Here is a 25932-nt window from a genome sequence, read left to right as displayed (position 1 = left end):
CCATGTGCGACGAAGGGAAGGTCCCGGCGGAGCTCGGCATGATAAGATAGCCGGCGAACAAGGCAGCGTCGACCCGGACCCCGCCGATCGAACAGGAAGGACAGACGAACACACTGTGGACGACACGACCCGGCATTCCTCGCACACGCCCGCGCAGCTCTTTTCCGACGCCTCGCCCGCCCCTGACCACATCCAGGTGCGCGGGGCGCGCGTGCACAACCTGAAGAACCTCGACGTGGACATCCCACTGAACCAGCTCGTGGGCATCGCGGGCGTGTCGGGCTCGGGAAAGTCGTCGCTCGCGCTCGGGGTGCTGTACGCGGAGGGCTCGCGGCGCTACCTCGAGGCGCTCTCCACCTACACGCGCCGCCGTCTCACGCAGGCAGGGCGCGCCGACGTGGACGAGGTGCTGCACGTGCCCGCCGCCCTCGCGCTGCACCAGCGGCCCGCCGTGCCCGGGGTGCGCAGCACGTTCGGCACCTCCACCGAGCTCTTGAACAGCCTCCGACTCCTGTTCTCGCGCGTGGGCAGCCATGTGTGCCCCAACGGCCACCGCGTGCCGCCCACGCTGAACGTCGCTGCCGAGCGCCCCATCACGTGCCCCGTCTGCGGCGTGGAGTTCTTCGGCCCGAACGCCGAGGAGCTGGCCTTCAACGGCGATGGCGCCTGCCCCGAATGCGACGGCACCGGCATCGTGCGCACCGTGGACGAAAGCGCCCTTGTGCCCGACGAGTCGCTCACCATCGACGAGGGCGCGGTGGTGCCGTGGGGCACGCTCATGTGGGACCTCATGAAGCAGGTTGCGCGCGAGATGGGCGTGCGCACCGACGTGCCGTTCAACCAGCTCACGCCCAAGGAGCGCGACATCGTGTTCCACGGCCCCGCCGAGAAGAAGCACATCCTGTACAAGGCGAAGAAGTCCGACACCTTCGCCGAGCTCGACTTCACCTACTACAACGCCGTTTACACCGTGGAGAACGCGCTGGCGAAGGTGAAGGACGAGAAGGGCCTGGCGCGCGTGGCGCGGTTCCTCAAGCAGGGCACCTGCCCCGTGTGCCACGGCACGCGCCTGTCTGCCGACGCGCTGAAGCCGCAGGTGGCGGGCATCAACCTGGCCGAGGCCACCGAGAAGACGCTCGACGGCCTCGCCGGTTGGGTGGACGCCGTGCCGGGCGGGCTCTCCCCCGAGATGCGCCCGATGGCGCGAAACATCTGCGAGTCGTTCCAGCACACGGCGCGCCGCCTCGTGGACCTGGGGCTGGGGTACCTCTCGCTCGACCGCGCGGGCTCGACGCTCTCCACCGGCGAGCGGCAGCGCGTGCAGCTGGCCCGCGCCGTGCGCAACCGCACCACCGGCGTGCTCTACGTGCTGGACGAGCCGTCCATCGGCCTGCACCCCCTGAACGTCGACGGCCTGGTGGAGGTGATGCGCGACCTTCTGGCCGACGGCAACTCGGTGGCCATGGTGGACCACGACGCGCGCATCCTGCGCGCGGCCGACCATATCGTGGAGATAGGCCCTGGAGCGGGTGCCGCGGGCGGGCGCGTGATCGCGCAGGGCTCCGTGGCCGAGATCGAGGCCGACCCCGCCTCGCTCATCGGGCCGTTCCTGTCGGGCGCGCGCACCGTCTGCGTGCGCGACCGGGCAGATGCGGACGGCGTGTTCGCCCTCGGCCGCATCCATCTGGAGACGGACGCGCTCCACACGGTCAAGCCGCTTGCCGTGGACGTTCCCCGCGGCCGGCTCACCGCCGTCACCGGCGTGTCGGGCTCGGGCAAGACCACGCTCGTGCTGGAGAGCCTCGTGCCCGCGCTGAAGGCGTGGGCCGCCGGCGAGAGGCCGCCCGCCCACGTGCGCGCCCTCGAGGCTGCGGGCATCGAGCGGGCGAACCTCATCGACGCCTCCCCCATCGGCATCAACGTGCGCTCGACCGTGGCCACCTACGCGGGCGTGCACGACGAGCTGCGCCGCGCCTTCGCCCGCACGCCGGACGCGAAGGCGGCGGGGCTCAAGGCGGGCGACTTCTCGTACAACACGGGAAAGCTGCGCTGCCCCGTATGCGACGGCACGGGTTCCATCAGCCTAGACGTGCAGTTCCTGCCCGACGTGGACATCACCTGCCCCGCCTGCCGCGGCTCGCGCTACGCCCCCGAGGCCGATCGCATCCGCCGCCCGCACGCCGACGACCCGGTGGACCTCGTGTCGCTGCCCGACCTCATGGCCATGAGCGCCAGCGAGGCGCTGGCCGCCACCTCCGACCTCAGGAAGGTGGCCGCTAAGCTGCAAACCCTCTGCGACCTGGGACTGGGGTACCTCACCCTCGGCGAGGCCACGCCGGCGCTTTCCGGCGGCGAGGCGCAGCGCCTGAAGCTGGCCAGCGAGATGAAGCGCACGCAGGACGATGCCGTGTTCGTGTTCGACGAGCCCACCATCGGCTTGCACCCGCTCGATGTGCGCACGCTGCTCGAGGTGTTCGACCGCCTGGTGGCGCAAGGCGCCACCGTGGTGGTGATCGAGCACGACCTGGACGTCATCGCAAACGCCGACTACGTGATCGACCTCGGTCCCGGAGGCGGCGCGTCCGGCGGCCGCATCGTCGCCGCCGGCACGCCCGAGGAGGTGGCCGCCAACCCGGACAGCGTCACGGGAAGGTATTTGTAAGAGTGTTGTTCGCAGGTGCCAGATATACTCTGCATTGTTGCTCAAAGTAGTCCAATTGCAGAACACTCCCTGCAATTTTGACAGAAGGCGCCAGCTTCGAGACCCCTGCGAAAGCATGGTAAAATCTCATCGCAAGCACTCACAAGGGAGCACGCAATGCCAGAACAGGATTTAAGCGACCTCGAATACGCCACCGGTTACGAGAAGATGTACGGCGTCACCGACGAGCGCGAGAGCTACCTGCGACTTCTACAATCCCAGCTTCGCCGCTTTGACACGCTTCCCACGGCTCCGAACTGCGACAAAGAACTCATCGAGCGCCTTGAAAGCCAATGCTCGATCCTTGCCGAGCGCGGCTTCAACCCCGCGAAGGAGGATCACATCCTCAACGCCATGAAGGTCGACTTCGTGCATACCACCGCCCGCATCGAGGGCAACACACTCTCGCTCCAAGAGACCAGCCTGGTGCTGGAGGAGGACGCCGTCATTCCCGGCAAGCCACTGAGCGAGCACCTTGAAGTGATCGACATCGCCGCCGCCTTCGACCTCATGGTCGGTTTCGTGCGCGAAAGGAAGCGGCTCTCGGAGGAGGTAGTCCTCGCAGTCCATCGCGTCGCCTCGGCGCACTTGGAAGATTGCGAGCCGGGCGAGTATCGCTGGGATCAGCGTTACATCTCGTCCTCGCCCATCATCCCCCCGCCACCGGCGCGCGTTCCCACGCTCATGGGCAATCTCGTCGCATGGGCGGCGAAGGCAGAAGCCCGCGCGATAGAGACGGCAGCGCTCTTCCACCTGGCGTTTGAGGACATCCACCCCTTCAAGGACGGCAACGGCCGCACGGGCCGCATCCTGCTCAACTTCATGTTGATGAGCGGCGGTTTCCCACCGGTGAGCCTCAAAGCGGACGAGCAGGGCGTCGCCGCATACTACCAGGCCATCAAGTCGTTCACGCGCGACATAGAAGGCCGCGACGGCTCGGCGATGGTCGACCTCGTGGCGCACCGGCTGGAAGACTCCGTCGGCCAGCGCATGCTGCAACTGGAGCAGGAAGGGCACGGTAGAGGCTACGTGCCGCGCACTTAAAGTAACCAAAAGGTGACTACCGCACTTTTAAGTGCTTACTTACCAATTGAAACTGTAGCCGGTATCCTCCTCGGTGCAAGGAAAAGCGCGACGGAAAACGCCGCAGACCGCAGGAGGAACGACATGGACAAGAACGACTTCACGCGCATCGAGCTGGCCGCAGGCTGGGTGGATGTCTACGACTTCGGCGAGGTCAGGCTGCACGCATATCGCACGGCCGACCCCATCGACGATGAGGTGTTCGTCGTCGAGAAGGGCGGGCGCGGCTTCGTGATCGAGATGCCCTGCTTCTTCGACAGCATCACCGCGCTCGAGGGCTACCTGCGCGACGCAGGTATCGACGTAGAGGGGATCGTGGCGTCCTACCACATGGCGGGCGCAAGCTTCCTCGCGGGCACGCCGGTCTTCGCCACCCGGGAGGCCGACGTGTACGGCCACTCCGGCGGCGGGCGCGCCCTCATCGACAACTTCGCCGGCGCGTTCAGCGACGCGTTCGACAGCTCCATCGCGACGGTCACGGACGTCATCGAGGGCGACGAGCTGGAGCTCGCAGGCGTGCGGATGCGCATCGTGCGCACGAGCGAGGCCTTCGACCTGGAGATCCCCGAGATCGACGCGCTGTACACGCACATGCTCGGCCACGACTGCCACTCCATCGTGGCCGGCCCGGGCCACGCAGACGCCATCGTCGCCCAGCTGCGCGGCTACCTCGAGCGCGGCATCGGCCTTGTGCTCACCTCGCACTACACGCCCGAAGACCTCAAGGACGTGCGGACGAAGATCGACTACCTCGAGGACCTCAAGACCATCGCCGCCGAATGCGGCGGGGCCGAGGAGTTCAAGGCCGCCGTGCAGAACCGCTTCCCCGGCTACTCCGGCGGCAATTACCTTGACATGACGTCCGGGTTCTTCTTCGCCTAAAACCCGCCCCACGAGGTCCTTCGCGCTCGATCGAGGTAGCCTTCGCCCCAGGCGCGCATGGCGTCGACGATGGGCGTCAGGCTCTTCCCGAGGTCGGTGAGGCCGTACTCGACGCGCGGGGGCACCTCGGGGTACACGCGCCGCACCACAAGCCCCTTCTTCTCCATATCGCGGAGATTGGACGTAAGCACCTTTTGCGAGATGGAGCCCACCGACTTCTTTAGCTCGCCGAAGCGTTTCGTGCCCTCCATGAGGTCGCGCAGGATGAGCAGCCGCCATTTGCTGCCGATGAGCTGCGCTGTCGTCTCCACTGGGCACGGCGGCAAGTCGTCGATCGAAGGGGCTTCGTCGTTGCGGAACTCTGCGTACTCCATGGCGGCCTCGCTTCCTCGTCTCACGGTTTCAAAAAGGCACCAACCCAACGCAAAAGTGCCTGCTTACCTTCTGCTACCGCATATTGTAGGATGGCGGAAGAAACGACGCAACGGAACGGGAGAAACCCATGATCGCATCGCAAACGCAAGAAGCCGAGTGCGAACGTGCGATCGAGCAGGCGCGGGGGGGTTGCTCGCGAACGCCGAGCGCGTGCTCGTGGGCGCGGGGGCGGGGCTGTCCGCCGCCGCGGGGCTCACCTACTCCGGCGAGCGCTTTCACCGCAGCTTCGAGCCGTTCATCAGGCGCTACGGCGTGACCGACATGTACTCGGCGGGGTTCTACCCCTTCCCGTCCGAGGAGGACCGCTGGGCCTACTGGGCGCGCCACGTCTGGGCGAACCGCCACGAGCCGCCGGCGCTGCCGCTGTACCGCGAGGTGCTCGCCGCCCTCAAGAACAAAGACCTCTTCGTCGTCACCACGAACGTGGACGGGCAGTTCGAGAAGGCGGGCCTTGCGCCCGAGCGGCTGTTCGCCGTGCAGGGCGACTACGGCCTCAACCAGTGCGCCCGCGGCTGCCACGACGGCCTCTATCCCAACCGCGAGCTGGCCGAAAGCATCCTCGCGGCGGCGCGAGAGGACGGCGACCCCACACGCGCGCCCAACGGCCTCGTGCCACGCTGCCCGGTATGCGGCGGGCCGATGACGGTGCACGTGCGCGTGGACGGGAGCTTCGTCGAGGACGCGGCCTGGCGCGAGGCCCAAAAGCGCTACCTGCACTTCGTCGAAAGGATGCACGGGAAGCCCGCAGTGCTCCTGGAGCTGGGCGTGGGATGGAACACCCCGAGCGTCATCCACCTGCCCTTCGAGCGGCTCTCGGCGCTCGCCGGCGCGCCGCTCGTCCGCATGAACCGCGACGACGCGCGTGTGCCCGTGAGCGGGGCGGGCCTGCAGGGAGACATCGCCGAGCTCTGGCCGCTCGTCGCGCCGCGCGGGGCTTGAGCGACGTCGCAGGCGCGGAATCCGAGGACACGGCCCTCGAACAGCCCCTGTCCCGCCGCTCGCCTACCGCCGCTCGGGCGCGATCGGCTTCTTGGCCGGGCCGTCGAGCACCGCGCCGTCGGAGCCGAAGCGCGAGCCATGGCAGGGGCAGTCCCAGCTGCCTTCCGCATCGTTGTGCGCAAGGCAGCATCCCAGATGTGAGCAGCGGCGCCCTCCCTTCACAAGGTTCGAGGCGGATACACCCAGATTCGTGAACAGATCCTCTGTCATCATGGAGCGCTGCGGCGAGAACAGGTCCTCGACGGGGCTCTTGCCGGTGGTTATGAGATCGGTTATCGTGTGCGCCGCAAGGAACGACCCGGTCATGCCCCACTTGTTGAACCCCGTGGCCACGAACTGGTTCGGACGCCCGCGTCGATGGACGCCGATGTAGGGCAGCTTGTCCAGGCTCATGCAATCCTGCGCCGCCCAGGCGAAACGCTCTCTGCCGTCCGGATACGCGATGCGGGCGAACTCGCGCAGCGCGGCGAAGCCCTCATCTGGTCTCGGCCCCTCCCCCGTGCGATGGCCGCCGCCGCCTAAAAGAAGGGAGTCACCATAGGTGCGGAACGACAGGCCGCCGTCCGCGCCGATGAACATGCCGTCGACCGGCGCTGCCTCGCGCAGCGCCAGGACGTAGGAGCGCACCTGGTGAAGCTTCATGAAGTAGAGGCCGGGCACGTTAACCAGCGGATAATGCGTCGCGAACACGATGTAGTCCGCCGTGATCGTCCCGCGCTCGGTGCGGGCCGTATTGCCCGACACCTGCTCGACGAAGGTTTCTTCATACACGTCGAGCAGGGGCATGAGCCCGCAGAGGAGCTTGAGGGGGTTGAACTGCGCTTGCCGCTCCATCCCGAGTGCGCCCCTGTTCGCAAGCGGCAAGGGCGCGTGCTTCAGCACATGGTGCGGGATACCCAGCTGCTCGTACACGGCGCGCTCGCGCTCCAACGGCTCGGTCGAATCCTGCGCGTACACGTAGGCGGTCCGCTCCTCGAAGTCGCACGGCACCTCGGAGGCGAGTCGTCGGAGCCCGTCGACGGCCGCCTGGTTGGCCTCGTAGTACCTCCGGGCCTTCTCGATGCCGTCGAACTTGACCAGGTGGTCGTAGATAAGGCCGTGCTGCGCGGTGACCTTCGCCGAAGAGCCGCCCGTCACGCCCGATCCCACGCGTCGGGCCTCCGCCACGGCACAGCGGTATCCGGCTTGCTTGAGCAGGTAAGCGCACAGCATTCCCGCCATTCCGCCGCCGATCACGAGCACGTCGACGGAGACGTCCCCGTCCAACGTCTTCACGACGCCGTCCGGCCGTTCCGCGTTCGCTTCCCAAATCGAGGTCATGGGCCCGCCCTTTCGTCCGCTTCCGTTCGCGCATGTCCAGCAAACGGTACCCGACGGGGCGGATTGCACGAGGGCTCTGCATGCAAGCGTGGACCGGCCTTGAACGAACGGTTGCCTGTTTGCAAGGCGCGAGCGGGCAGGAGCCCGCCCCTAACCGATCAGCTTGGAAGACTCCACCTGCTCGACATACCAGGTCATGAAACGCGCGAGCGGTTTGCGCAGCACGAGCCCTATGAGCGCGGCCGGAATGATGAACAGCGCGAGCAGCCCCATCTCGATCCAGAAGTCGTTGCCGTATACGCCGAACATCGCAGCCCGCATCGCGTTCACCACATGCGTGGCCGGCAGCCACGGGCTGATATTCTGGATGAACGAGGGAAGTATCTGCAACGGGAACGATCCGCCACAACCTGTCACCTGGACGATAAGCAGCAGCACCGCCACCGCCTTGCCCAGGTTCGCGAATGCCGCCACAAGCGCGTAGATGAGGAACGTGAACACGAGCCCCGCAAACCAGAAGCACAGCATGAACAGCACGGGCTCGGCCACCTGCACCTGTAGGAACAGCAGGTTGCCCAGGCCCATGACGGTCGTCTGCAGAAGCGACAGAAACGCCATGATGCCGAAGCGCCCCAGGAACAGCTCTCGGGGCCGCGGATCGTCCAGACCTTCCCGCACGCGCTGCGAGACGGCGGGCTTCACCGCCACCAGAATGAGCAACGAGCCGATGAACAGGGCGAGCGTCGTGTACAACGGAGCCATAGCCGATCCGAAGTTTTCAACCGGGAACACGGCCGTACGCTCGATGCACACCGGGGCGGCGAGCGCCTTTGACAGAACCTGCGCGTCCGAGCCGAGCACCTGGCGCAGGAAGCTCGCGTCGCCCGTCGCGAGGGCGCGGTCGATATCGTCCGCCAGCGCCCGCAGGCCCTCCGCGGACTCGTTCATCTTCCCGATGGCCGCATCGATCTTCTCCGACGCCTCGCCCAGCACCGAGCCGACCGATCCGGCCGAATCGGCCAGGCCCGAACCCGATGCGCGGAGGTTGTCCAGGCCCCCGCTCACGATGCCCGCAAGGTCGGCCGCGCGGTCGGCGAGATCGCGCAGCGCCGGTTTCAGATTGGCATCGTAGTTGCTCTTCAATTCGGCGACGTTCGAGCGCGCCTGGTCGGCGAGGGCCTTGACCTCTTCGCGCTCGGCCTGCGCGTCGTCGTTGCCCGACTCCAACTTGTCGGCGGCCGTGCGCAGGTTGTCGCGCATGCCCTCTTCCAGCGCTATCAGCGCGTTCATCCTCGAGATGACGGCGTCGAGCGCCTCTTCGTACTCCGGGGGAATGCTCCCGTGCATCTGATCGAGCTCGCCCACGATGCTTTGATACTGCGCGATATGCCCGTCGAGGGCGTCCGCCTCGTCCCGCATCCCCGCGGCGCTCTCCTGGGCCCCCGTCGAGGCGACGTCGAACAGCTCGTCCACCGATCCGGACACGGCGGAGAATCCCCGGCTGCTCGCCTCGAGGGCGCGCGAAAGCTCCTCGGCCGACTCCTTGAGCGCCGAGGCCATGTCGGAAGCCGACGAGCCCCCTTGCGACGCCGTTGCACCGAGACCGTCGACCTCGCGCTGCGCGGAATCGATGAGCTTCGCGGAGTCGCAGACGAGCGATCGGGACGTATCCGCGAGCGAGGCGTACAGGCCCAGGACCGACGCCATGCGCCCCACATCGTCGCCCATGCTGCGCACGTGGCCCGCGACGGCCGCGATGCGCCCGTCCATGTCGGCCTCGTCGGCGTACTCGGACAGCGACTTGGCGACGTTCAGCGCTATCTCCGAGAGCGTTTCCACGAACACTTTGTTCACCTGGTACGATACCGTATCGGCACCCTGATCGGTGATCTTGGGGGCGATGGCGCTCTTCTTCTCGTTCGAATAGTAGACGATGCGCGCATGCTGCACGTCCTCGGAATAGAACGTGAGCATGTCCCGGCTGAAGCCCTCGGGGATGACCACTGCCGCATAGTACCGGCCCGAGCGCGCCCCGTCCACCGCATCCTCCTCGGTGGTGAACGTCCAGTCGATCTCCTCGTTGGCGCGCAAAGCCGATACCACCTGCTCGCCGATGTTGACGCGCAAGGGGATCAGGTCGCTCTCGTAGCCCTCGTCCACGCTGGCCACGGCCACGGTCAGGTTGCCCGTGTTGTCGAACACGTTCCAGCAGGCGATGACGTTGTACCAGGTGAAGATCGACGGCATGACCACCAGCCCGATGGCGATGATGACGCTCATCGCGTTCGAGAACAGGTGCTTGAAGTCGCTGCGCACGAGGCGGACGATGTTACGCAAGCCCATCGCCCCCCTTCGGATCGCCCGCCGGATCGACGGACAGCCGCTCCATCTCGTTGCGCGAGGACCCCAGCTTCAAAAGCCCCTCGTCGGTCATGCCGTCGAGCTTCATCTGCCGCTCGAAGCTGTCGCGCAGGCTCTCCACCACCACGAGGAACACGAACACCGCGACCAGCCAGACGAGCCATGCGGTGAGCAGCTGCACCTTCTCGGCGGGCGTGAGCGCGAACAGCGCCGCCAAGGCGATGGGCACCGCCAGGCCGAGGGCGACGGACCCCCTGATGAGGCGCGGGTACCAGCGCGAGAAGCGCTCGTAGCGCCGGCTCAACTCTTCCCGGTACTCCTCTTTACCCGACAGCGCCTTGAATATCTGGGAGAAGCGGTACGGGCGCGCTGGGATCTCGACGTCCTCCCCGTTGAAGATGCCGCTCTGCCTGACCTGGCCCGCCACCATCCGGTTGACGTTCGCCATGAGCGGGTGCACCAGAACGCCCAGGGCCATGAACAGCGCGAAGAAGAACGCCAGCATGCCCAGCGCATCCGCGTACTGCGTGCCGTAGAACCCGCAGATGGCCTCGCGCATGGCCTCGATGCCGTACGTGAAGGGGAACAGCGGGTAGACCGTCTGGAAGAAGCTCGAGGTCATCTCGATGGGATACAGCCCCGTCGCGCCGGGTATCTGCGCGAACACCAGCACGATGCAGATGCCCTTGCCGATGTGTTGCAACGTGACCGAGAGCGCGTAGATGATGCTGAGATAGGCGAGTGAGGCCACGGCGGCCGCGAAGAAGAGCGCCGGCACGTTGACCGCCTGCACCCCGATGAACAGCACGCCCGCACAGCAGATCACCGCCTGGAGCACGGCCATCCCCGCAAGGAGCAGGAAGCGGCCCAGATAGCGCTGGGTCACGGTGAGGTTGCGGATGCCCTCGCCGTCCACCTCCTGCTTCATGATGACGAGCAGCATGAAGGCGCCGATCCAGAACGTGAGGTTCATGAACAGCGGGGCCATGGCCGAACCGTAGGCGTTCAGCGGGTAGAGCTCCTCGGTGACGAGCTCGGTGGGCGATCCCATGAAGTCGGCGACTTTCGACGCGTCGAGGCCGTCTTCGCCAAACGCCTTCACCAGGGCATCGGACTCGCTCAGGGCCAGCACATCGGTCAGCACGGTGTCGAGCCCCTGCTCGAGCCCCACCAGGATGCCGTCGGTCTGGCAGAGCGCCTCTTTCGCGTCGGCCATCGTGGAGGACAGCTGGTCGAGCACGAGCTCGGCCTGGTCGATGAGGAGGCGCTGGTTCGACACCGCGGTTCCCAATGCCGCCGCAGTCGTCCCCATCCGGGACAGGCTGCCGTTGATGGCCGGTATCGTCGTGCCGAACAGCACGTCCGAATACCCTTGGGCCTCTTGTGTGGCGTTCTGGACGGCCGTATCGAGCGCGCCGCTCGCCTGCGAGACAGCCTGGGAAAGCTCCCCCGCCCCTTCGTTGGCAGCGGTCAGGCGCTCGAGCGTTTTCTGAGCATCGTCGGCGCGCTGATCCAGCTCGTCGGCGACCGCGAGGATCGACTCCTTGTTCGAATCGGTATCGGGCAGCGCCTCGCCCTGCTCGCGCAGGTACACCGCGAGCGCCCTGTTCTCGTCGACCATCGCCTGGCCCTGCACGATGGCCGTCGAGATGGCGGCCCGCGCATCGCCGACATCGCCGACGATTCCCGCCACCGCGCCGTTGGCCTTCGAGGACGTTGCCGAGGCCGCGAGCAGGCTCTGATTGACGGCCGGCATCGCCGAAGCCGAGAAAGAGGAGAGGCCGCTTTGCAGCTGGGACGTCAGGCCCGATACGGTATCGAGGGTCTCGCCTGCGGTCTCGACACCCGACCGGGCGCGCTCGAGCGCGCCCTTCGACTCGTCGGTCTTGGCCTGCGCCTGATCGGTGGCCGACGCTATCCCCGCGATCGATTCGCGCGCGTCGGTTATCACCTGCGTCGCCTCCCCCAGCTTGGAGGCCGCCTGGGAGCGGGACGCGTCCAAGGCGGTGCGCGAGTCGGCGAGCGCCTGGTCGATCGCATCGGCGGCGACGTCGCTCACCGTGGAGACGAACGTGGAGTTGATGGTCTCGTCGAGGGTGCTGGCGCCCGTGTCGGTTATCTTCGGTGCCACGGGGCCGGTTTTCTCGTTCACGAAGTATTCGATCTCGGGCTTCGAGAACTCGCCCGTGGTCAGGGAGAGCAAATGCTCGGTGAAGTCCTCGGGGATGACGAACACGGCGTAGCTCTTCCCCGCCTCGAGCTCGGACAGGGCGGTGCCCCGGTCGGAGAACGTCCAATCGAGCTGGTCGTTCACGCGCAGCTCGTCAACGATGAGATCGCCCACGTGGAGCTCGCCGGTCAGCTCGCTCGAACCGCCCGCGTCCTCGTTCACCACGCAAACGCGCAGGTTGCCCGTGTTGTCGTATGGATTCCAGAAGCCCACGACGTTGTACCAGGTGTATACCGAAGGCAAGACGAGCAGTGCAAGCACCACCACGAGGGCTGGCGGCACATGGAGCAGGCGCAGGACATCGCGCTTGAGCACGCGCAAAACGTTCCCCATGCCTTACCGCCCCCTTTTCGCAACCGCTTGAAACAACCGGGCAATCATACCCCTCCTGAGAGAAAACGCCAGGCATCCGGTGCGTTTTGAACGATTTCTCCTCATGGCAGGCGGAAAGACGGGCAGCAAGGTCATGCTCTCGCGATCCCGACGGCGCGCAGCACAGCGCGATGGAGAACGCCGTTCGGCCCTCCGAACCAAGCGGCGCCCGGGAAGGATCCCGGGCGCCGGGGAACTTGGTGAGGGAGGGGCGCGCCGCCGCGCCTTTACGCCGCTAGGCGCTTCGCGATAGCGAGGATGAAGTCGCGGGTGGAGAGCTTCACCGGGTTCGGCAGCGTGGTGATGAGAGCGAGGTCGCCCGTCATCTCGCCGGCCTCGATGGTGTCGAGCGTGGCGCGCTCCAGCTTGTCGGCGAATGTCACGAGGTCGTCCAAACCGTCCAGCTCGCCGCGCTTGCGCAGCGCCCCCGACCACGCGAAGATCGTGGCCACCGAGTTCGTGGACGTCTCCTCGCCCTTGAGGTGCTTGTAGTAGTGGCGCTGCACGGTGCCGTGCGCGGCCTCGTACTCGTAGTACCCCTGCGGGCTCACCAGCACCGACGTCATCATGGCGAGCGACCCGAACGCGCTGGACACCATATCGCTCATCACGTCGCCGTCGTAGTTCTTGCACGCCCAGATGAAGCCGCCGTCGGCCTTCATCACGCGCGCCACCGCGTCGTCGATGAGCGTATAGAAGTACTCGATGCCGGCTTCCTCGAAGCGCGCGGCGTACTCGGCATCGTAGATCTCCTGGAAGATATCCTTGAAACGGTGGTCGTACTTCTTCGAGATGGTGTCCTTCGTGGCGAACCAGATGTCCTGCTTCACGTCGAGGGCGTACTCGAAGCAGCTGCGCGCGAAGCTGGCGATGGACGCGTCGAGGTTGTGCATGCCCTGGGCGATGCCCGGGCCGTCGAACTCGTGGACGAGCTCGCGCGTCTCGGTGCCGTCAGCCGCAGTGTACACGAGCTCCACCGTGCCGGGACCGGGCACGCGCAGCTCCGTGTTTTTGTACACGTCGCCGTAGGCATGACGGGCGATGGTGATGGGCTTGACCCAGTTGCGCACGCACGGCTCGATGCCCGCCACGGTGATGGGCGTGCGGAACACGGTGCCGTCGAGCAGGGCGCGGATGGTGCCGTTGGGGCTCTTCCACATCTGCTTTAGGTCGTACTCGTCCATGCGCGCAGCGTTCGGCGTGATGGTGGCGCACTTTACGGCCACGCCCAGGCGCTTGGTGGCCTCGGCGGAATCCACGGTCACCTGGTCGTCGGTGGCGTTGCGGTGCTCGAGGCCCAGGTCGTAGTACTCGGTCTTAAGATCGACGTACGGGCAGATCAGCTCGTCCTTGATCATCTGCCAGATGATGCGCGTCATCTCGTCGCCGTCCATCTCCACCAGCGGCGTGGTCATCTGAATCTTCGCCATTGTCAGCCTTTCGTCATCGTGCGACATGCAGTCCCGATCGCATGAGCGCGAGCATGCCCCTCTCCTCTGTGCACGTCTATGATACCGTTGAAATGTTCCGAAAGAGTAAAAACACGCGTCGATTCCAGCGCACGGCACCAACTCGCCACATCGCCTTGGTTCCCGCGGCGCGCTGACAGACGTTGTCGCCCCCCTTGCGCAGACCGTTCGACGCCGACGCGAGGGCAGCCGGAAGTTCGGGAGACCGAGGGCCTTCGCACGACTTCATGATAGAATTCGTTGGGATCAAATCCGGAGCTGCGTCGTTCGCGCGTACAAGCCGGACTCGTAAAGCCGACGAAGACGGGAGTACCATGATCAAGGAACTGGTCAAAGACGAGGCAATCCTCTCGCAGCCCTGCGACGCCGCCACAGCAAAGGACGCGCAGGTGGCGCAGGATCTGCTCGACACGCTGGCATCGCTCGACAACGCCGCCTGCCTGGCCGCCAACCAGATAGGCGTCTCCAAGTGCATCGTCGCTTATCTCGACGAAAACGACCAGCCTCATGTCATGTACAATCCTACACTGAAGCTGGCCCTGGGAGCGTTCAAAGCGGAAGAGGGCTGCCTTTCCCTCGAAGCCGACTCCAAGGTGACGCGCTTCGCCAAGATCAAGGTCGCCTACGAGGAGCTTGCGGAGGGCGAACTGCAACCGCGCAAGCAAGATTTCACCGACTGGACGGCGCAGATCATTCAGCACATGATTGACCACTGCAAGGGCAAGCTCGTCTGAGGGCGCACCGGTTGGCATGAGTCCGTCATCGACATCCAAAAGATCGCGTGCAAAGCGGCAGCAGGAGCTGCTCGAGCGAATCGAACGGGCGCGCACGCTGCTGGAAGGCGCGGACCGTGTGCTCGTTGGTGCCGGAGCGGGTCTGTCCGCGGCGGCCGGACTGCGCTACGACGGCGAGCGCTTCCATCGCGGTTTCGCGCCCTTCATCGAACGCTACGGCATGACCGATATGTACTCGGCGGGATTCTACCCCTTCCCTTCGGAGGAAGACCGCTGGGCCTACTGGGCGCGGCACGTATGGGCCAACCGCTACGAGCCTCCTGCGCTGCCCCTGTACCGCTGCCTGCTGGAGGCGATACACGGAAAGGAATGGTTCGTCCTCACCACGAACGTGGACGCCCAGTTCGAGAAAGCCGGATTCGATCCCGCGCGCATTTTCGCCGTCCAAGGCGACTACGGCTTCAACCAGTGCGCGCGAGGCTGCCACGACAGCCTCTACCCGAATCGAGAGCTCGTCGAGGACATCCTCGCGGCGGCGGACGAAGGCGACCCGACGCGGGCACCGAGCGGTCTCGTTCCGCACTGCCCCGTGTGCGGCGGGCCCATGGCAGTGCACCTGCGCATCGACGGTGCATTCGTCGAAAACGCCGCCTGGCATGACGCTCGGGAGCGCTGCCTGCGCTTCGCGGAAGGCGTGCGCGACGAACGCACCGTCCTGCTGGAGCTGGGCGTCGGATGGAACACGCCCTCCATCATCCGCCTGCCGTTTGATCGCCTGGCCACGTCATGCGATGCACCGCTCGTGCGCTTGAACCGCGACGATGCGCGCGTCCCGGATGGCAGAGAGGGCCGCGCTGCGGGCTTGCAGGGCGATATCGCCGAGCTCCTCCCTCAGATACTGCCTACACCTGGAACTGCGACGGACGGATAGCGCCCCGAACGCAGGACACCCCCGATCGCTCCCGAACGCCCGGCGACTCTCATGCCGCCATCGAACGCTCCCGATCAGGCTTCTGCAAGCTCCTCTGCGAAACCGGCTCGGATACGCAGGAACACGGCCTCGCCCTCTTCCTGCGTCGCGTCGAGGTCTACGTCCGCCACGATGGCGAAGTCGTGGTCGCCTTCCGGATCGCTGAATATCTGGCGCACGCGCCACCTGCGCTCGGTCCGCTCGTCCGACTCGTCGATGACGAAGTAGGCCGTCGAGCGCGCATCTGCATCGAGCAGGATGTCTTCGTGCGCTTCGCGGTACGCCTCGAGCGCCTCGCGCCAGCGCTGCTCGCCGAATCCCCCGTCCTGGTCGAGCCTGCCGAGCTCTTCGATCTCGCCGCGCGCTGCAAGCCGCACGCGCCTGAACAGCGCATTGCGCACGAGCACGGTGAGCCCCCGCCGATCGCGGACAACCTCGTCCGCCGCCAAATGAGGCGCGGCGGCCGTGCCTGCGCCCTCCCATTCGTCCATCAGGCTGGAATCCACCGAACGCACGACGAATCCCAGCCATGCGACCACATCGTCCAGGCGCTCGTCGCGCTTATCGGCGGGGACCGTCCGGTCGAGCACGCGGTAAGCGTCGGACAGGTAGCGCAGGAGCGTCCCTTCGGATCGCGCGATCTTGTAACGGCCCACGTAGGTCTTGAAGTCCGAGGCGGTCTCCAGCATGTCGCGCAGCACCGATTTGGGCGCCAGCTCGAAATCGCGCGCCCAGGGGACCTCGCGGCAGTAGCGCACGAACGCCGCATCCAGCAGATCCTCGAGAGGTTTGGGGTACGTGATCTCGGCTATCCTCTCAAGCCGCTCCTCGTATTCGACCCCGTCGGCCTTCATCTCCGCCATCGCCTTCTCGCGCGCCTGGCGCTCTTGGGCACGCAGCACCTGTCGCGGATCCTCGAGCGTGGCCTCGGCGAGCGAGATGACGTCGAGCGCGTACGTCTCCTCCTGCGGATCGAGCAATTCGAGCGCTGCCAGCAAAAATGGTGAAAGCGGCTGGTCGAGTGCGAAATCCTCCGGCACGTCAATCGTGGTCACGTACTCGGTCGCACCCCCTTCACCTTCGAAACGCTCCACGACACCCTCCGTAATGAGCGTATCGAATATCTCGTCGGCGCGCACGGCGAGCGCCGCCTTCTCCTCGGGCGGCTGGGCCGAGTCCTCGACGAGGCGCCGCACCCGGCTGAAGGCATCGCCGCCCTGCACCACTTCGGAGAGCACCATCGAGTGGGTGATCTTCATACGCGGCTTGAGCGTTTCCGGCGCGGCTTCGATAAGGCGCTGGAACGTCTGCCTGTTCCACGAGACGAACCCCTCGGGAGCGCGCTTCTTCTTGATCTTCCTCAGCTTCTTCGGATCGTCCCCCGCCTTGGCGATAAGCTTCGCGTTCTCGATGTCGTGCTCGGGCGCAAGGGCCGCCACCATGCCCTCGGTATCGAAGCCGGATCTGCCGGCCCGCCCGACGATCTGATGGAACTCGCGAGCGCGCAGGCGGCGCATCTTCCGTCCATCGAACTTCGTGAGCGCCGTCAGCACCACGGTATGGATGGGCACGTTGATGCCCACGCCGAGCGTATCCGTGCCGCATATGACCGGCAGCAGGCCCTGTTGGGCGAGCTTCTCCACGAGCAGGCGGTAGCGTGGGAGCATCCCCGCATGGTGCACGCCCACGCCACTTGCCAGCAGGCGTTTGAGCGTCTTGCCGAACGCCGTGGTGAAGCGCGTGCCCTTCACGGCCTCCTTCACAGCCTCGCGCTGCTCCTTGGTCGCCACCCCGTAGCTCGCAAGCGACTGGGCGGTTGACAGCGCCGCATCCTGCGAGAAATGCACGAGGTACAGCGGCGCCTCGCCCTTGCGCAGCGCGAGCTCCACCGTGCCCTCGAGCGGCATCTCCACGTACTCGTATGCCAGCGGTACGGGTCGCGGTGCGTCGGCGATCACGTCAACCTGGACGCCCGTACGCTCCCCAAGCGACTCCGCAATCGCTCCTACGTCCCCCAACGTTGCGCTCATCAGCAGAAACTGCGTCTTCGGCAGCGTGAGCAGCGGCACTTGCCACGCCCACCCCCGATCGTAGTCGCCGTAGAAGTGGAACTCGTCCATGGCGACGCAGCCAACATCGGCGCGCTCCCCTTCTCGAAGCGCCTGGTTCGCTAGGATCTCGGCCGTGCAGCAGACGACGGGCGCCTCGGCGTTGATGTGCGCGTCGCCCGTGATCATGCCCACGTTCTCGCGCCCGAGGACGTCCACCAGATCGAAGAACTTCTCGCTCACGAGCGCCTTGATGGGCGCCGTGTAGTACGACCTGCGCCCGGTTGCCATCGCCATGAAGCACATTCCAAGAGCCACGAGCGACTTGCCGGAACCCGTCGGAGTACCCAGCACCACGTGGTCGCCCACCATGAGCGCCATGAGGGCCTCTTCCTGATGCGGCCACAGCTCGATGCCGCGCTCGGCTGTCCAGGCAAGGAAGCGATCGAGCGCCTCGTCGGCCGTCGCCCAAGGCTCCGGCTCGGCCCCTTCCTCCTCGGGTTCCCACCACGCGGGCGAAAGCCTGCCGAGCGAACCGTGGGTGTATGCGCCGCCTTCGGCTTCGCCGGGGGCAAGCATGCTGCGGCCGCCCTCGCCGAGCGCCGTCGTTTCGTCTGCCTCTTGTTCTGCCATGGACGGGCCTCCGGGTCAATTCGATCGTATCGTAGAATGCGTATTCTACCCGCACGCGCCTGCAGAGGGCGACAGACGCGACAAAAGAACACGCGCGAGACCCCGCAACGCGCACGAGCACACACCCAATGCGCGGGCTTCAGGGCCGCCTACGCCGCCGGACAACCGTGCAGCACCAGCGTGCTCAACCCGCGAGAGCAGCACGGTACAATGGCCGCAACGATCGCAATCGACAAGGCCGCTGCAGATGAACACCGATAGAACAAACGATGGGATCGTCGGGCGCCCGGCTTACCGTGTGGAGCGAATGCGTGCGGAAGATGGACGGATCGCCGAGCATTTCCTCAACGGCCTCGCAGGAGGCTCGGATGCGTTCGCCAGCGCCATGAAAGATCCAGGCTTCGCGGAGATCATAGCCAACGAGCTGCGAACCGAGGACATAGCCGACGAGCCGCTCGAGCCGCTTGCTCGGCAGGCGCCGACCGATCGCGTCCGACGCGACTTCGAACGCTGGCTTGCGTTCATCGACGGCGACCTGCAACCTTGGACCACGGGCGGCGCCATACACTTCAGGCCGCACTGGGCGCGTGTGCTCATGTTATCGCTCGTCATAGCAGACCTCGAGGGCCTGGCTGACAAAGACGCATGCGCGCTGGCAATGGCCGCCGCCTTTCATGATTCTCGGCGCAAGGACCCGTACCTCGACACCGGCCACGGAGCGCGTGCCGCGGCCTACTACGCGCAGTTTTGCCGCGACACGGGCACCGGTGCGCAGCGAAGCACCACGGCGGGAGCGAACATCGATTTCGACCCGCGTACGTACCTAGCCGTCAAGTGGCACGACCGCGACGACGATGCAGGACTGGAGGCCATCGAGGAAGCGATTCGCCGCAACGCCCTTCCTGAACTGGGCATCGACGATCTAGGATCGCTTGTTCCAGCACGCGCCCGAGCCGACGCCGCAACGGTCTACCGCATGTTCAAGGACGCCGACGGCCTGGATCGCATCAGGCTGGGGCCGCAGGGCCTCGACGAGGGCTACCTGCGCACAACGCATGGCAGAGCGCTCGTGCCGTTCGCGCGCAGACTCCTGGAAGCCTCCGAGCACACAAGGATATGAAGGCGTGCTGCTCCGTATTTCGACGCCGCGAGAGCCTACCCCGATCCGTAGCCCAACGCCCCGACGACCGCCCACGCGAGCGCGGCGGTCCACAGCACAGCCACGACGATGCGCACTGCATTCGGCACGCATAGGTTCTTCGAAGGCACCATGAACATGGCGATGAGGCCGCCGAGCGCGCCGCCCAGATGCCCGCTCACGGAGATGCCCGGCACCAGGAACGTGTACGCCACGTTGACGCCGATAATGGCGAGCATGCTCTTACTGTACTGGGCGAACACGTGGCGGTTGCCCTTGTGCAGCACGCCGAGCAGCGCCACAGCCACGAACAGCGCGAACACGCTCGTCGACGCTCCAGCGCTCACAGCGGGCATCCCGCCCGCCAGCACGTCGGCCGCATACGACACGGCGTTGCCCGTGATGCCTCCCACGAAGTAGAGCGCCAGGAAGTTGCCGCGCCCGAGCACGCGCTCCAGCACCTCGCCTACGCTGTAGAGCGCCACCATGTTGAAGCCGAGATGCATGAGGTCCATATGCAGGAACATGGGCGTGACGAACCGGAACAGCTCGCCCGCCTGCACGAGCGGCGCGTACATCGCCCCCATGCCCACGAGCACGAGGGGCGGCACGTCGACCCTGACCCCCACGTGCGCGCCGGCAAGGACGGATACCGCCGCCTCGGCCGCGAAAACGATCACGTTTATCGCGATAAGCGCGAGCGTAACCAGACGGAACCGGTTGCGCGCGAAGAATCCGGGCGTGCTCGCGCCCATCATGCGCTCGAGCTGCTCGTCGTCGATGACGGGCCGCTGTCCGCCGCGATCGTTCACCTTGTACGGCATGGAAGGCTCCTTGCAATCTTCGCTCCCGCACGCTCTGGCATCCGCGGCGAATCCGACGTGCACGCCCTCATGCGGGGCCGCGCCCGTCCACCGCACTTTCGGCACTTCCCGCTTCGACACGGCGGGCAAGGAGGCGACGATAGTCTTCCAGGTTCTCTTTCAGCACCGCCGGAACGTCCAGCCCGTACGGGCAGCGCTCGACACATGACCGACACTCGGTGCACGAATCGATCTTGTCCATCTCCGTCTGCCACGCTTCGCTCAGCCAGACATCGGAAGGCGCCCGGCGCACCATCAGCGACATACGGGCGCACTGGTTGACGACGATGCCCTGCGGGCAAGGGGCGCAGTAGCCGCAGCCACGGCAGAACGAGCCTGCCAGCTCAGCCCGATCCGCTTCGATGGCCGCAGCCAGCTCCGGACTCATCCGAGGCTGCCCCTCCTCGATGTACGATAGCCATGTCTCGAGTTCTTCCAGACGCTGGATGCCCCAGATGGGCAGCGCGTTCGGGAAGCACGCCATATGGGCCATCAGCGCATCGGCATTCATAAGAAGGCCGCCGGCGAGCCCCTTCATTGCGATAAACCCCATGTTCTTGCGCTCGCACGCCGATACGAGTTCCGTCTCGCGCGGAGAGGACAGATAGTTGAATGGAAACTGCATCGTCTCGTACAGACCGGTCTCGACGGCCTCGAAGGCCGTCCCCACCTTGTGCGCCGTGACGCCGATATGATTGATTTTGCCCTGTCGCTTGGCTTCGACCATGCATTCGTACATGCCGGTACCGTCGCCGAGCTCCCACACGCGGTCAATACAATGGAATTGGTAGAGATCGACATGGTCGGTTCGAAGGTTGCGAAGCGACGTATGCAGATCGTCCCAGAAATCCTCGGGGGTTTTGGCCATGGTCTTGGTGGCGATCGCAACGCGATCACGCAAGCCGTGCAGGGCACGCCCCATCTTCTCCTCGCTGTCGGAGTAGGCACGCGCAGTGTCGAAGAACGACATGCCCCCGTCCACGGCGCGGCGCAGAAGGCGCTCCGCCTCGTCGAACGAGATGCGCTGGATGGGCAGCGCGCCGAAGGCATCCTGGGGCGACACGATGCCCGTCGACCCCAGAACAACGCGATTCATCGGCACGGTGGCTTCCGTCCTGCTCATGCATCGTTCCCTTCTTCTTCGAACGGCAAAGGATCGCCGTAGCCCTTCCATCGGGGCACGTCGAACCGGGCCGTCCACAAACCCGCCGCGCGGATCGACACCGCGTTTACGAACGCAAGGAGGGCGAGCGCCGCCACGAGGCCGGCGAACGTCCCGAACGTCGCAAGCGGATCGAGCTGCGCCGACAGCGCCGCATCGGAAAGCGGCCCGCTCAAAGCCGATACAGCCTCCTCCGCCAGCGCCGTGACCACAACGATGACGGCAATGCTCGCGAGGCCCTTCCGAACCATGGCAAGAACGCGGCCGAACTGCAAGCCAGCGCCCAGGCGACCGTAGATACTCATGCGCATCATCGAGACGAGCATGAAAGGAGAGATAACGAGGGAGGCCGCATAGTAGACTGCAAGCAGGATAGGATGGATAGCGACGCGCTGCTGGGCGTATGCGTAGAGATCGAGGACGGCCGGCTGCCCGGCTGCAGCCGGAAACGCCGATTGCGACAGCGAAACGCATGCGGCGTATACGAGGGCCAGCGCAAGCCCGTACACCAAGCTGATGACGAAGGCGTACCAGCCGCGCCGATACAGCGCCCCGTCCTCGTTGCCGAACAAGCGCGCCGGCAGGGGTTCCGTGCGTCCCCAGGCCGCATCGCGCGCCCAGCCGAGGAGGTATCCGTTCAACACGACAGCCCCGAACACGGGCACAACCGACACCAGCCCCATCTGCAGCATCTTCACCGGCCAGCTGGGCGAGCGAACCACGTCGCCGAAGGCCATGACGAGCGTCTTCCAGCCGGATGCGGGCTTCTCTTGCAAGATTTGATGTTCCATGGGACCATTGTACCTTATGTACGCCGCTTCGAGCAGGACGTCCCCGCCCACTCGGCGGGATGCTCTTCGACGCGGTCGCGAGACGCGCGGAAAACCCCGGCCGAGCGAAAGCAGACGCCGCTCGGATTGGTCCGTGTTGCATTGCGGACGACATGTGCACATTCGCTCGCCGCTATGGTAAGGTGCCTTTATGGACATCCGCCAGACAAACGTCGATGAAACTGCCACGCCACGCCCGCGGAAGATCCCCCGCGCATGCCGCGCCGCCATGCGCTGGGCCCTCGTCGCCGCTTGGGCGTGCCTCGTCGTGTTCATGTCGTCGAACACCGGATCGAACCTCAGCGGCGATCTCGGCCTCTTCTCGGAACTCTACCGCAACCTGAAAGCCATGCAGCAGAGCCTGCTGGGGCCGTACGTCGACTTGCTCTCGCCCGCGGCCCACTTCTGCGAGTACGCGATACTGGGATTCCTTCTGGCCAACGCGCTGCGCCTCCATATTCCGCTTGCGCGCGCCTGCCTTGTCGCGATCGCCTGCGCGAGCCTCTTCGGCGTGACCGACGAGCTCCATCAGTACTTCGTGCCCGGACGGATGTGCGACCCGCTCGACTGGTTGGTCGACACGCTCGGCGCGTCCCTTGGCGCGCTCGTCGCGCGTGCGGTTTTCTCGCGCAGCGAACGCTGATGCCGCAGGAACGCCGACGCCCCAAGCCCCACTCCCAGCGCCACGGCTAGGATGACCGCGGACTGCGCAAGCATGGGCACCTCGAGGCCCGGCGAGCGTCCTTCGATGTTCTGCGCAGGCTTCGCCGGCATTGCCAAAAACCACGCCATCGTGCCCGCCGCTTTCGATCTCGTTGGCGAAAGGACTCTCGAAGGTTGCGTTCGCGCCGACCAGCTCGACGCCATCGTTGAAGCCCAGCTCGTCCGCCTGCAACCCGGGCCAGGCCAAGCGGACCTGTCGGCTGTCGAACGCATCGAGAAGGCCTTCTGGAGCGTCCTCATGAAGTGGCCGCCAGCCGCCCATCTCGCCGAGCAGCCGTACGGCTTTCGCGACGCGCGCAGTACATCGTCCAGCCCGACACGCGCCGCACGCGCACGAACCCGACCTGCAACCGTGGGTTAAACCTCTTCTATGGAGCGCCATCGGGGAAAACGGCGCGCTATAATCGCCTGTGGCCCATCGCCGAGCGGACAGGGAAGGTTTACCTGGCGATGGCCGAGACCGATTTTCTCCCCTGTGCGAGCATTGGAGCACCGTCTATGCCAAAGGATTTCAGCGACCCGAAGAAGCTCGGCTTCATGCGCCTCATCGAGGTGTTCTTCGCCTGCAATGTCGTCTTCACCATCTCGCTTCTGGTGTTCGTGGTGAAGGGCGGCGACGAGTTGGGCTTCGGCGAGATGCTCGACTTCGCCAACCTTGTGTTCGACGGCGTGAGTCTTTGGCTCATCTGGCAGCGCAAGCGCCTTGCACGCCACTTCATCATAGGGTTCAGCCTGTTCAACATCGTCGTGGGCAGCGCCTACAACCTAGCTACGGGGCAGTTCGACATCGTCGGCCAGCTCATCGCGTCATCGTCCGACATCATCCTGCTCGCCTACTTCCTTACGTCGCGCCGCGCCAAGGCCGTGCTCACCCAGCCCTTCTCGGCAGAGATCAAGCACGCCGATCTCCAGCGCCACATCGACTTCTACCGGCCGCGCACATGGGGCTTCTGGCGCAACCTCATCATCTACTTCTGCGTGTTCAGCGTGGTGGGGCACTGGATGGAAGCGGGCTATTGCACGTTGATCCGCTTCGGGCTCATCCCCGGCATCTACGACCCGAACTCTCAGATCTGGTCGGATTGGCTCTACCCGTTCTGCGTGTACGGCTTCGGGGCCGTGGCCTGCGTGCTTTTGCTGTTCCCCGTGAAGAACTTCCTGCAGAAGCACCTCAAGGGCCACGCGCTGCCGCTCGCGCTCAGCTTCGTCGTGAACGCGCTCGTGTGCACCGGCATCGAGCTGGCCATGGGCCTCATGCTCAACCAGCCCGGCCCCGACGGCGCGTACCCACTGTGGGACTACAGCGACATGTTTTGCAACTTCATGGGCCAGGTGTGCCTACAGAACGCCGTGGCGTTCGGTATCGTGGCCACACTCATGACCTGGGTCGTCTACCCCGGTCTGGAAACGTTCCTCGCACGGTTCTCCAAGGACGTCATGAACGTAGCGTTTGTCGCCGTGGTCATCGTGTTCTGCATCCTGTTCTTCTTCTACTGCGTGAACGTCCTGCTGCCCGACTTCGACACGTCAACGATTGCTGCGGAAGCGGAGGCTGCAGCCGCCCAAGCGCAGCAGGCGCAACCCACCGCGCCCGAGGCCGGCTAGCCCTGCGGGAGGATCATGCCGCATCTCGCGAACGATCGCAAGCTTCATGGCGTTTTGCCGGGCACGTTCTCGTTCTGGCGCAACCTCGTCGTGCACTTCTGCGCGTTCAGCGTCATCGGGCATTGGATGGAGATCGCCTATTGCTCGTTCATGAACCTGTTCGGCATTGTAGACGCCGACTCGCTCGTGTGGGACGACCCGTTCTACCCGTTCCTCGTCTACGGCGTAGGAGTCGCGGTGTGCGTGCTTTTGCTCGAGCCGCTCAAACAGCGCCTCGTGGCGCGCCGGCGCACGCTGTTCGGTGCCGGCGCGCAGTTCTACCTGATCACCATTGCAGTGTGCCTGGTCATGGAGCTGGGCATGGGCCTCATGCTCAACCAGCCCGGCCCCGACGGCGCGTACCCACTGTGGGACAACTCACAGCTGCCCTTGAACGTGCTCGGCCAAGCGTGGCTCGTGAACGACATGGCGCTGGGCGCCGTGGCCATGCTCTATACCTGGTGCGTGTACCCGCTCTGCGAGAAGGCACTGGCGAAGGTGCCGCCGCGCGCCATGAACGCACTTGCAGCGAGTGTCGTCGTGTGCTTTGCAGCGCTCTGCGCCGTGAAGTTCGCCGCGGCCTAGACGCTTCGCCCTCGAAGCGCAGGAAGGCCTCGCCGTCCTGACGCGCCCGTTGCAGATCGCCCACGCAGCGGCGACGCGACGGCACGCTTCAAGAACGAGTCCTCCCCGCCCGAGGTACGGTTGTGCTTGCCGCCTGAAGCCTCGTCCGACGGGACCGGCCGCGCCCCGGATCCCTCTTCCGTCGAAGCGCAGCCGAGAAGGCGGCGCCCGATGATCGAGAGCGAAGGAGTGCATATGAGCTCAAAGGAAACCAAAGACAGCAGCACGCGGCCCGGAGCGCTGGGACGCGGCATGGACGCCCTTATGGGCGACGGCGAGACCAGGAATACCGAAGAGGAGCATCGAGGAAAGGAGGAAGGCGAGCCCGAGAAGATCGAAGCCGATCGCCGCAACGATTCGCCCGGTACGTCCAACGACGAGTCCGCAGCGCCCGCAACGGAGAACCACCGCCAGGCCGACGATAGGGATCCGTCCGGTGCAGGGGACGACATCGACAGCGAAGAGGAGGGCGGCTCGGCCATCTACATCTACGACCGCTCGCCCTTCGACTCATGCCCCGTGCGGCTCATCGCGAGCGGGGCGGCGGGAGCTATCGTGGTCGCGGCATGCGCCCTCGTCGGCGTCAAGGCCGTCCTCTCCATGGAACGGAGCGGGCGCCTCTTCTAAGATGCGGCGGTAAGGGTTCTTCGCTCCTTTGCCGCTGGCCGCGAGCGCGGGAAACGGCGAGGACCCGCCGCAGGCGCCTGCGGC

21 protein-coding genes are annotated in these 25932 nt (G+C 65.7%); 12 read left to right on the top strand and 9 right to left on the bottom strand.

Annotated elements, in window-relative coordinates; genetic code table 11:
* The first annotated feature begins 115 nt into the window (after positions 1–115).
* From ABGT83_RS03155 to ABGT83_RS03145, 3 genes are all read left to right on the top strand, one after another.
* On the top strand, positions 116–2662 hold the full coding sequence (locus ABGT83_RS03155) for an excinuclease ABC subunit UvrA (protein ID WP_346685872.1): 2547 nt from the start codon (positions 116–118) through the stop codon (positions 2660–2662).
* A gap of 156 nt (positions 2663–2818) precedes the next feature.
* Positions 2819–3745, top strand: a complete 927-nt coding sequence (locus ABGT83_RS03150) for a Fic family protein (RefSeq protein WP_346685870.1) — start codon at positions 2819–2821, stop codon at positions 3743–3745.
* Positions 3746–3868: 123 nt separating this feature from the next.
* A complete protein-coding gene (locus tag ABGT83_RS03145; protein WP_346685868.1) occupies positions 3869–4666 on the top strand; it encodes a hypothetical protein in 798 nt (265 codons plus the stop codon).
* Here the strand turns inward: ABGT83_RS03145 and ABGT83_RS03140 are convergent.
* Positions 4663–5040 carry a winged helix-turn-helix transcriptional regulator gene (locus ABGT83_RS03140; RefSeq protein ID WP_346685866.1) on the bottom strand — a complete coding sequence of 126 codons (378 nt, stop codon included), beginning with the start codon at positions 5038–5040 and terminating at the stop codon, positions 4663–4665. The two genes, ABGT83_RS03145 and ABGT83_RS03140, sit on opposite strands and share 4 nt — an antisense overlap.
* A 157-nt stretch (positions 5041–5197) precedes the next feature.
* Here ABGT83_RS03140 and ABGT83_RS03135 point away from each other — a divergent pair, with 157 nt between their 5' ends.
* The gene (locus ABGT83_RS03135) at positions 5198–6040 is read left to right on the top strand and encodes an SIR2 family NAD-dependent protein deacylase (protein ID WP_346685865.1); all 843 of its coding nucleotides are present in this window, start codon (positions 5198–5200) and stop codon (positions 6038–6040) included.
* A 63-nt stretch (positions 6041–6103) separates the two neighbouring features.
* Here ABGT83_RS03135 and ABGT83_RS03130 read toward each other — a convergent pair whose 3' ends face one another.
* From ABGT83_RS03130 to ABGT83_RS03115, 4 genes are all read right to left on the bottom strand, one after another.
* Positions 6104–7420, bottom strand: a complete 1317-nt coding sequence (locus ABGT83_RS03130; RefSeq protein WP_346685863.1) for an FAD-dependent oxidoreductase — start codon at positions 7418–7420, stop codon at positions 6104–6106.
* 150 nt (positions 7421–7570) lie between these two features.
* Positions 7571–9763, bottom strand: a complete 2193-nt coding sequence (locus ABGT83_RS03125) for a YhgE/Pip domain-containing protein (protein ID WP_346685861.1) — start codon at positions 9761–9763, stop codon at positions 7571–7573.
* Positions 9750–12344 carry a YhgE/Pip domain-containing protein gene (locus ABGT83_RS03120; protein WP_346685859.1) on the bottom strand — a complete coding sequence of 865 codons (2595 nt, stop codon included), beginning with the start codon at positions 12342–12344 and terminating at the stop codon, positions 9750–9752. The genes ABGT83_RS03125 and ABGT83_RS03120 overlap by 14 nt, the downstream gene beginning before the upstream one ends.
* Positions 12345–12610: 266 nt before the next feature.
* A complete protein-coding gene (locus ABGT83_RS03115) occupies positions 12611–13813 on the bottom strand; it encodes an NADP-dependent isocitrate dehydrogenase (protein ID WP_346685857.1) in 1203 nt (400 codons plus the stop codon).
* A gap of 353 nt (positions 13814–14166) precedes the next feature.
* On the opposite strand from ABGT83_RS03115, the gene ABGT83_RS03110 reads away from it, so the two are divergent.
* Positions 14167–14586, top strand: coding sequence for a peptide deformylase (locus ABGT83_RS03110; RefSeq protein ID WP_103264518.1), 420 nt, complete (start codon positions 14167–14169; stop codon positions 14584–14586).
* A 16-nt stretch (positions 14587–14602) separates the two neighbouring features.
* Complete coding sequence (locus tag ABGT83_RS03105) at positions 14603–15517, top strand: Sir2 silent information regulator family NAD-dependent deacetylase (protein ID WP_103264517.1); 915 nt, start codon at positions 14603–14605, stop codon at positions 15515–15517.
* A gap of 74 nt (positions 15518–15591) precedes the next feature.
* Here the strand turns inward: ABGT83_RS03105 and ABGT83_RS03100 are convergent, their stop codons facing one another.
* Complete coding sequence (locus tag ABGT83_RS03100; protein ID WP_428994600.1) at positions 15592–18237, bottom strand: DEAD/DEAH box helicase; 2646 nt, start codon at positions 18235–18237, stop codon at positions 15592–15594.
* 247 nt (positions 18238–18484) lie between these two features.
* Between ABGT83_RS03100 and ABGT83_RS03095 the strand changes: the two genes are divergently transcribed.
* The gene (locus ABGT83_RS03095) at positions 18485–19357 is read left to right on the top strand and encodes a hypothetical protein (RefSeq protein ID WP_346685854.1); all 873 of its coding nucleotides are present in this window, start codon (positions 18485–18487) and stop codon (positions 19355–19357) included.
* A gap of 35 nt (positions 19358–19392) precedes the next feature.
* Here ABGT83_RS03095 and ABGT83_RS03090 read toward each other — a convergent pair whose 3' ends face one another.
* The 3 genes from ABGT83_RS03090 to ABGT83_RS03080 form a co-directional block, all read right to left on the bottom strand.
* Entirely contained in the window at positions 19393–20199 is an 807-nt protein-coding gene (locus ABGT83_RS03090) for a rhomboid family intramembrane serine protease (protein ID WP_346685852.1), read from the bottom strand.
* A gap of 67 nt (positions 20200–20266) precedes the next feature.
* A complete protein-coding gene (locus ABGT83_RS03085; RefSeq protein WP_346685851.1) occupies positions 20267–21361 on the bottom strand; it encodes an aldo/keto reductase in 1095 nt (364 codons plus the stop codon).
* Positions 21358–22191 (bottom strand): DUF4013 domain-containing protein, encoded by an 834-nt coding sequence (locus ABGT83_RS03080; RefSeq protein ID WP_346685849.1) that lies wholly within the window; start codon positions 22189–22191, stop codon positions 21358–21360. Before ABGT83_RS03080 ends, ABGT83_RS03085 begins: the two co-directional genes overlap by 4 nt.
* 190 nt (positions 22192–22381) lie before the next feature.
* Here ABGT83_RS03080 and ABGT83_RS03075 point away from each other — a divergent pair, with 190 nt between their 5' ends.
* The 5 genes from ABGT83_RS03075 to ABGT83_RS03055 all read left to right on the top strand — a co-directional run bounded on the left by ABGT83_RS03075 (position 22382) and on the right by ABGT83_RS03055 (position 25848).
* Complete coding sequence (locus tag ABGT83_RS03075; protein ID WP_239926327.1) at positions 22382–22873, top strand: VanZ family protein; 492 nt, start codon at positions 22382–22384, stop codon at positions 22871–22873.
* A 72-nt stretch (positions 22874–22945) separates the two neighbouring features.
* Complete coding sequence (locus ABGT83_RS03070) at positions 22946–23314, top strand: hypothetical protein (RefSeq protein ID WP_346685847.1); 369 nt, start codon at positions 22946–22948, stop codon at positions 23312–23314.
* Positions 23315–23451: 137 nt separating this feature from the next.
* Complete coding sequence (locus ABGT83_RS03065) at positions 23452–24558, top strand: putative ABC transporter permease (protein ID WP_346685845.1); 1107 nt, start codon at positions 23452–23454, stop codon at positions 24556–24558.
* Positions 24559–24573: 15 nt separating this feature from the next.
* Positions 24574–25182 (top strand): putative ABC transporter permease, encoded by a 609-nt coding sequence (locus tag ABGT83_RS03060; protein WP_346685843.1) that lies wholly within the window; start codon positions 24574–24576, stop codon positions 25180–25182.
* Positions 25183–25416: 234 nt separating this feature from the next.
* Positions 25417–25848 (top strand): hypothetical protein, encoded by a 432-nt coding sequence (locus tag ABGT83_RS03055; protein WP_346685841.1) that lies wholly within the window; start codon positions 25417–25419, stop codon positions 25846–25848.
* Positions 25849–25932 lie beyond the last annotated feature (84 nt).

It is taken from the genome of Enteroscipio rubneri, assembly GCF_963929405.1.
Lineage (GTDB): Bacteria > Actinomycetota > Coriobacteriia > Coriobacteriales > Eggerthellaceae > Enteroscipio > Enteroscipio rubneri.
The sequence above is the reverse complement of the archived record's forward strand: the minus strand, read 5'-3'. Positions and strand labels throughout refer to the sequence as shown.

Excerpts from the sequence above, each read along its gene's own strand:
- ABGT83_RS03115 (WP_346685857.1), bottom strand. The coding sequence starts at position 13,813 with ATGGCGAAGATTCAGATGACCACGCCGCTGGTGGAGATGGACGGCGAC.
- ABGT83_RS03120 (WP_346685859.1), bottom strand. The coding sequence starts at position 12,344 with ATGGGGAACGTTTTGCGCGTGCTCAAGCGCGATGTCCTGCGCCTGCTC.
- ABGT83_RS03105 (WP_103264517.1), top strand. The coding sequence starts at position 14,603 with ATGAGTCCGTCATCGACATCCAAAAGATCGCGTGCAAAGCGGCAGCAG.
- ABGT83_RS03055 (WP_346685841.1), top strand. The coding sequence starts at position 25,417 with ATGAGCTCAAAGGAAACCAAAGACAGCAGCACGCGGCCCGGAGCGCTG.
- ABGT83_RS03100 (WP_428994600.1), bottom strand. The coding sequence starts at position 18,237 with ATGGCAGAACAAGAGGCAGACGAAACGACGGCGCTCGGCGAGGGCGGC.
- ABGT83_RS03150 (WP_346685870.1), top strand. The coding sequence starts at position 2,819 with ATGCCAGAACAGGATTTAAGCGACCTCGAATACGCCACCGGTTACGAG.
- ABGT83_RS03075 (WP_239926327.1), top strand. The coding sequence starts at position 22,382 with ATGGACATCCGCCAGACAAACGTCGATGAAACTGCCACGCCACGCCCG.
- ABGT83_RS03095 (WP_346685854.1), top strand. The coding sequence starts at position 18,485 with ATGAACACCGATAGAACAAACGATGGGATCGTCGGGCGCCCGGCTTAC.
- ABGT83_RS03110 (WP_103264518.1), top strand. The coding sequence starts at position 14,167 with ATGATCAAGGAACTGGTCAAAGACGAGGCAATCCTCTCGCAGCCCTGC.
- ABGT83_RS03145 (WP_346685868.1), top strand. The coding sequence starts at position 3,869 with ATGGACAAGAACGACTTCACGCGCATCGAGCTGGCCGCAGGCTGGGTG.
- ABGT83_RS03085 (WP_346685851.1), bottom strand. The coding sequence starts at position 21,361 with ATGAGCAGGACGGAAGCCACCGTGCCGATGAATCGCGTTGTTCTGGGG.
- ABGT83_RS03125 (WP_346685861.1), bottom strand. The coding sequence starts at position 9,763 with ATGGGCTTGCGTAACATCGTCCGCCTCGTGCGCAGCGACTTCAAGCAC.
- ABGT83_RS03080 (WP_346685849.1), bottom strand. The coding sequence starts at position 22,191 with ATGGAACATCAAATCTTGCAAGAGAAGCCCGCATCCGGCTGGAAGACG.
- ABGT83_RS03130 (WP_346685863.1), bottom strand. The coding sequence starts at position 7,420 with ATGACCTCGATTTGGGAAGCGAACGCGGAACGGCCGGACGGCGTCGTG.
- ABGT83_RS03090 (WP_346685852.1), bottom strand. The coding sequence starts at position 20,199 with ATGCCGTACAAGGTGAACGATCGCGGCGGACAGCGGCCCGTCATCGAC.
- ABGT83_RS03065 (WP_346685845.1), top strand. The coding sequence starts at position 23,452 with ATGCCAAAGGATTTCAGCGACCCGAAGAAGCTCGGCTTCATGCGCCTC.
- ABGT83_RS03140 (WP_346685866.1), bottom strand. The coding sequence starts at position 5,040 with ATGGAGTACGCAGAGTTCCGCAACGACGAAGCCCCTTCGATCGACGAC.
- ABGT83_RS03060 (WP_346685843.1), top strand. The coding sequence starts at position 24,574 with ATGCCGCATCTCGCGAACGATCGCAAGCTTCATGGCGTTTTGCCGGGC.
- ABGT83_RS03070 (WP_346685847.1), top strand. The coding sequence starts at position 22,946 with ATGGGCACCTCGAGGCCCGGCGAGCGTCCTTCGATGTTCTGCGCAGGC.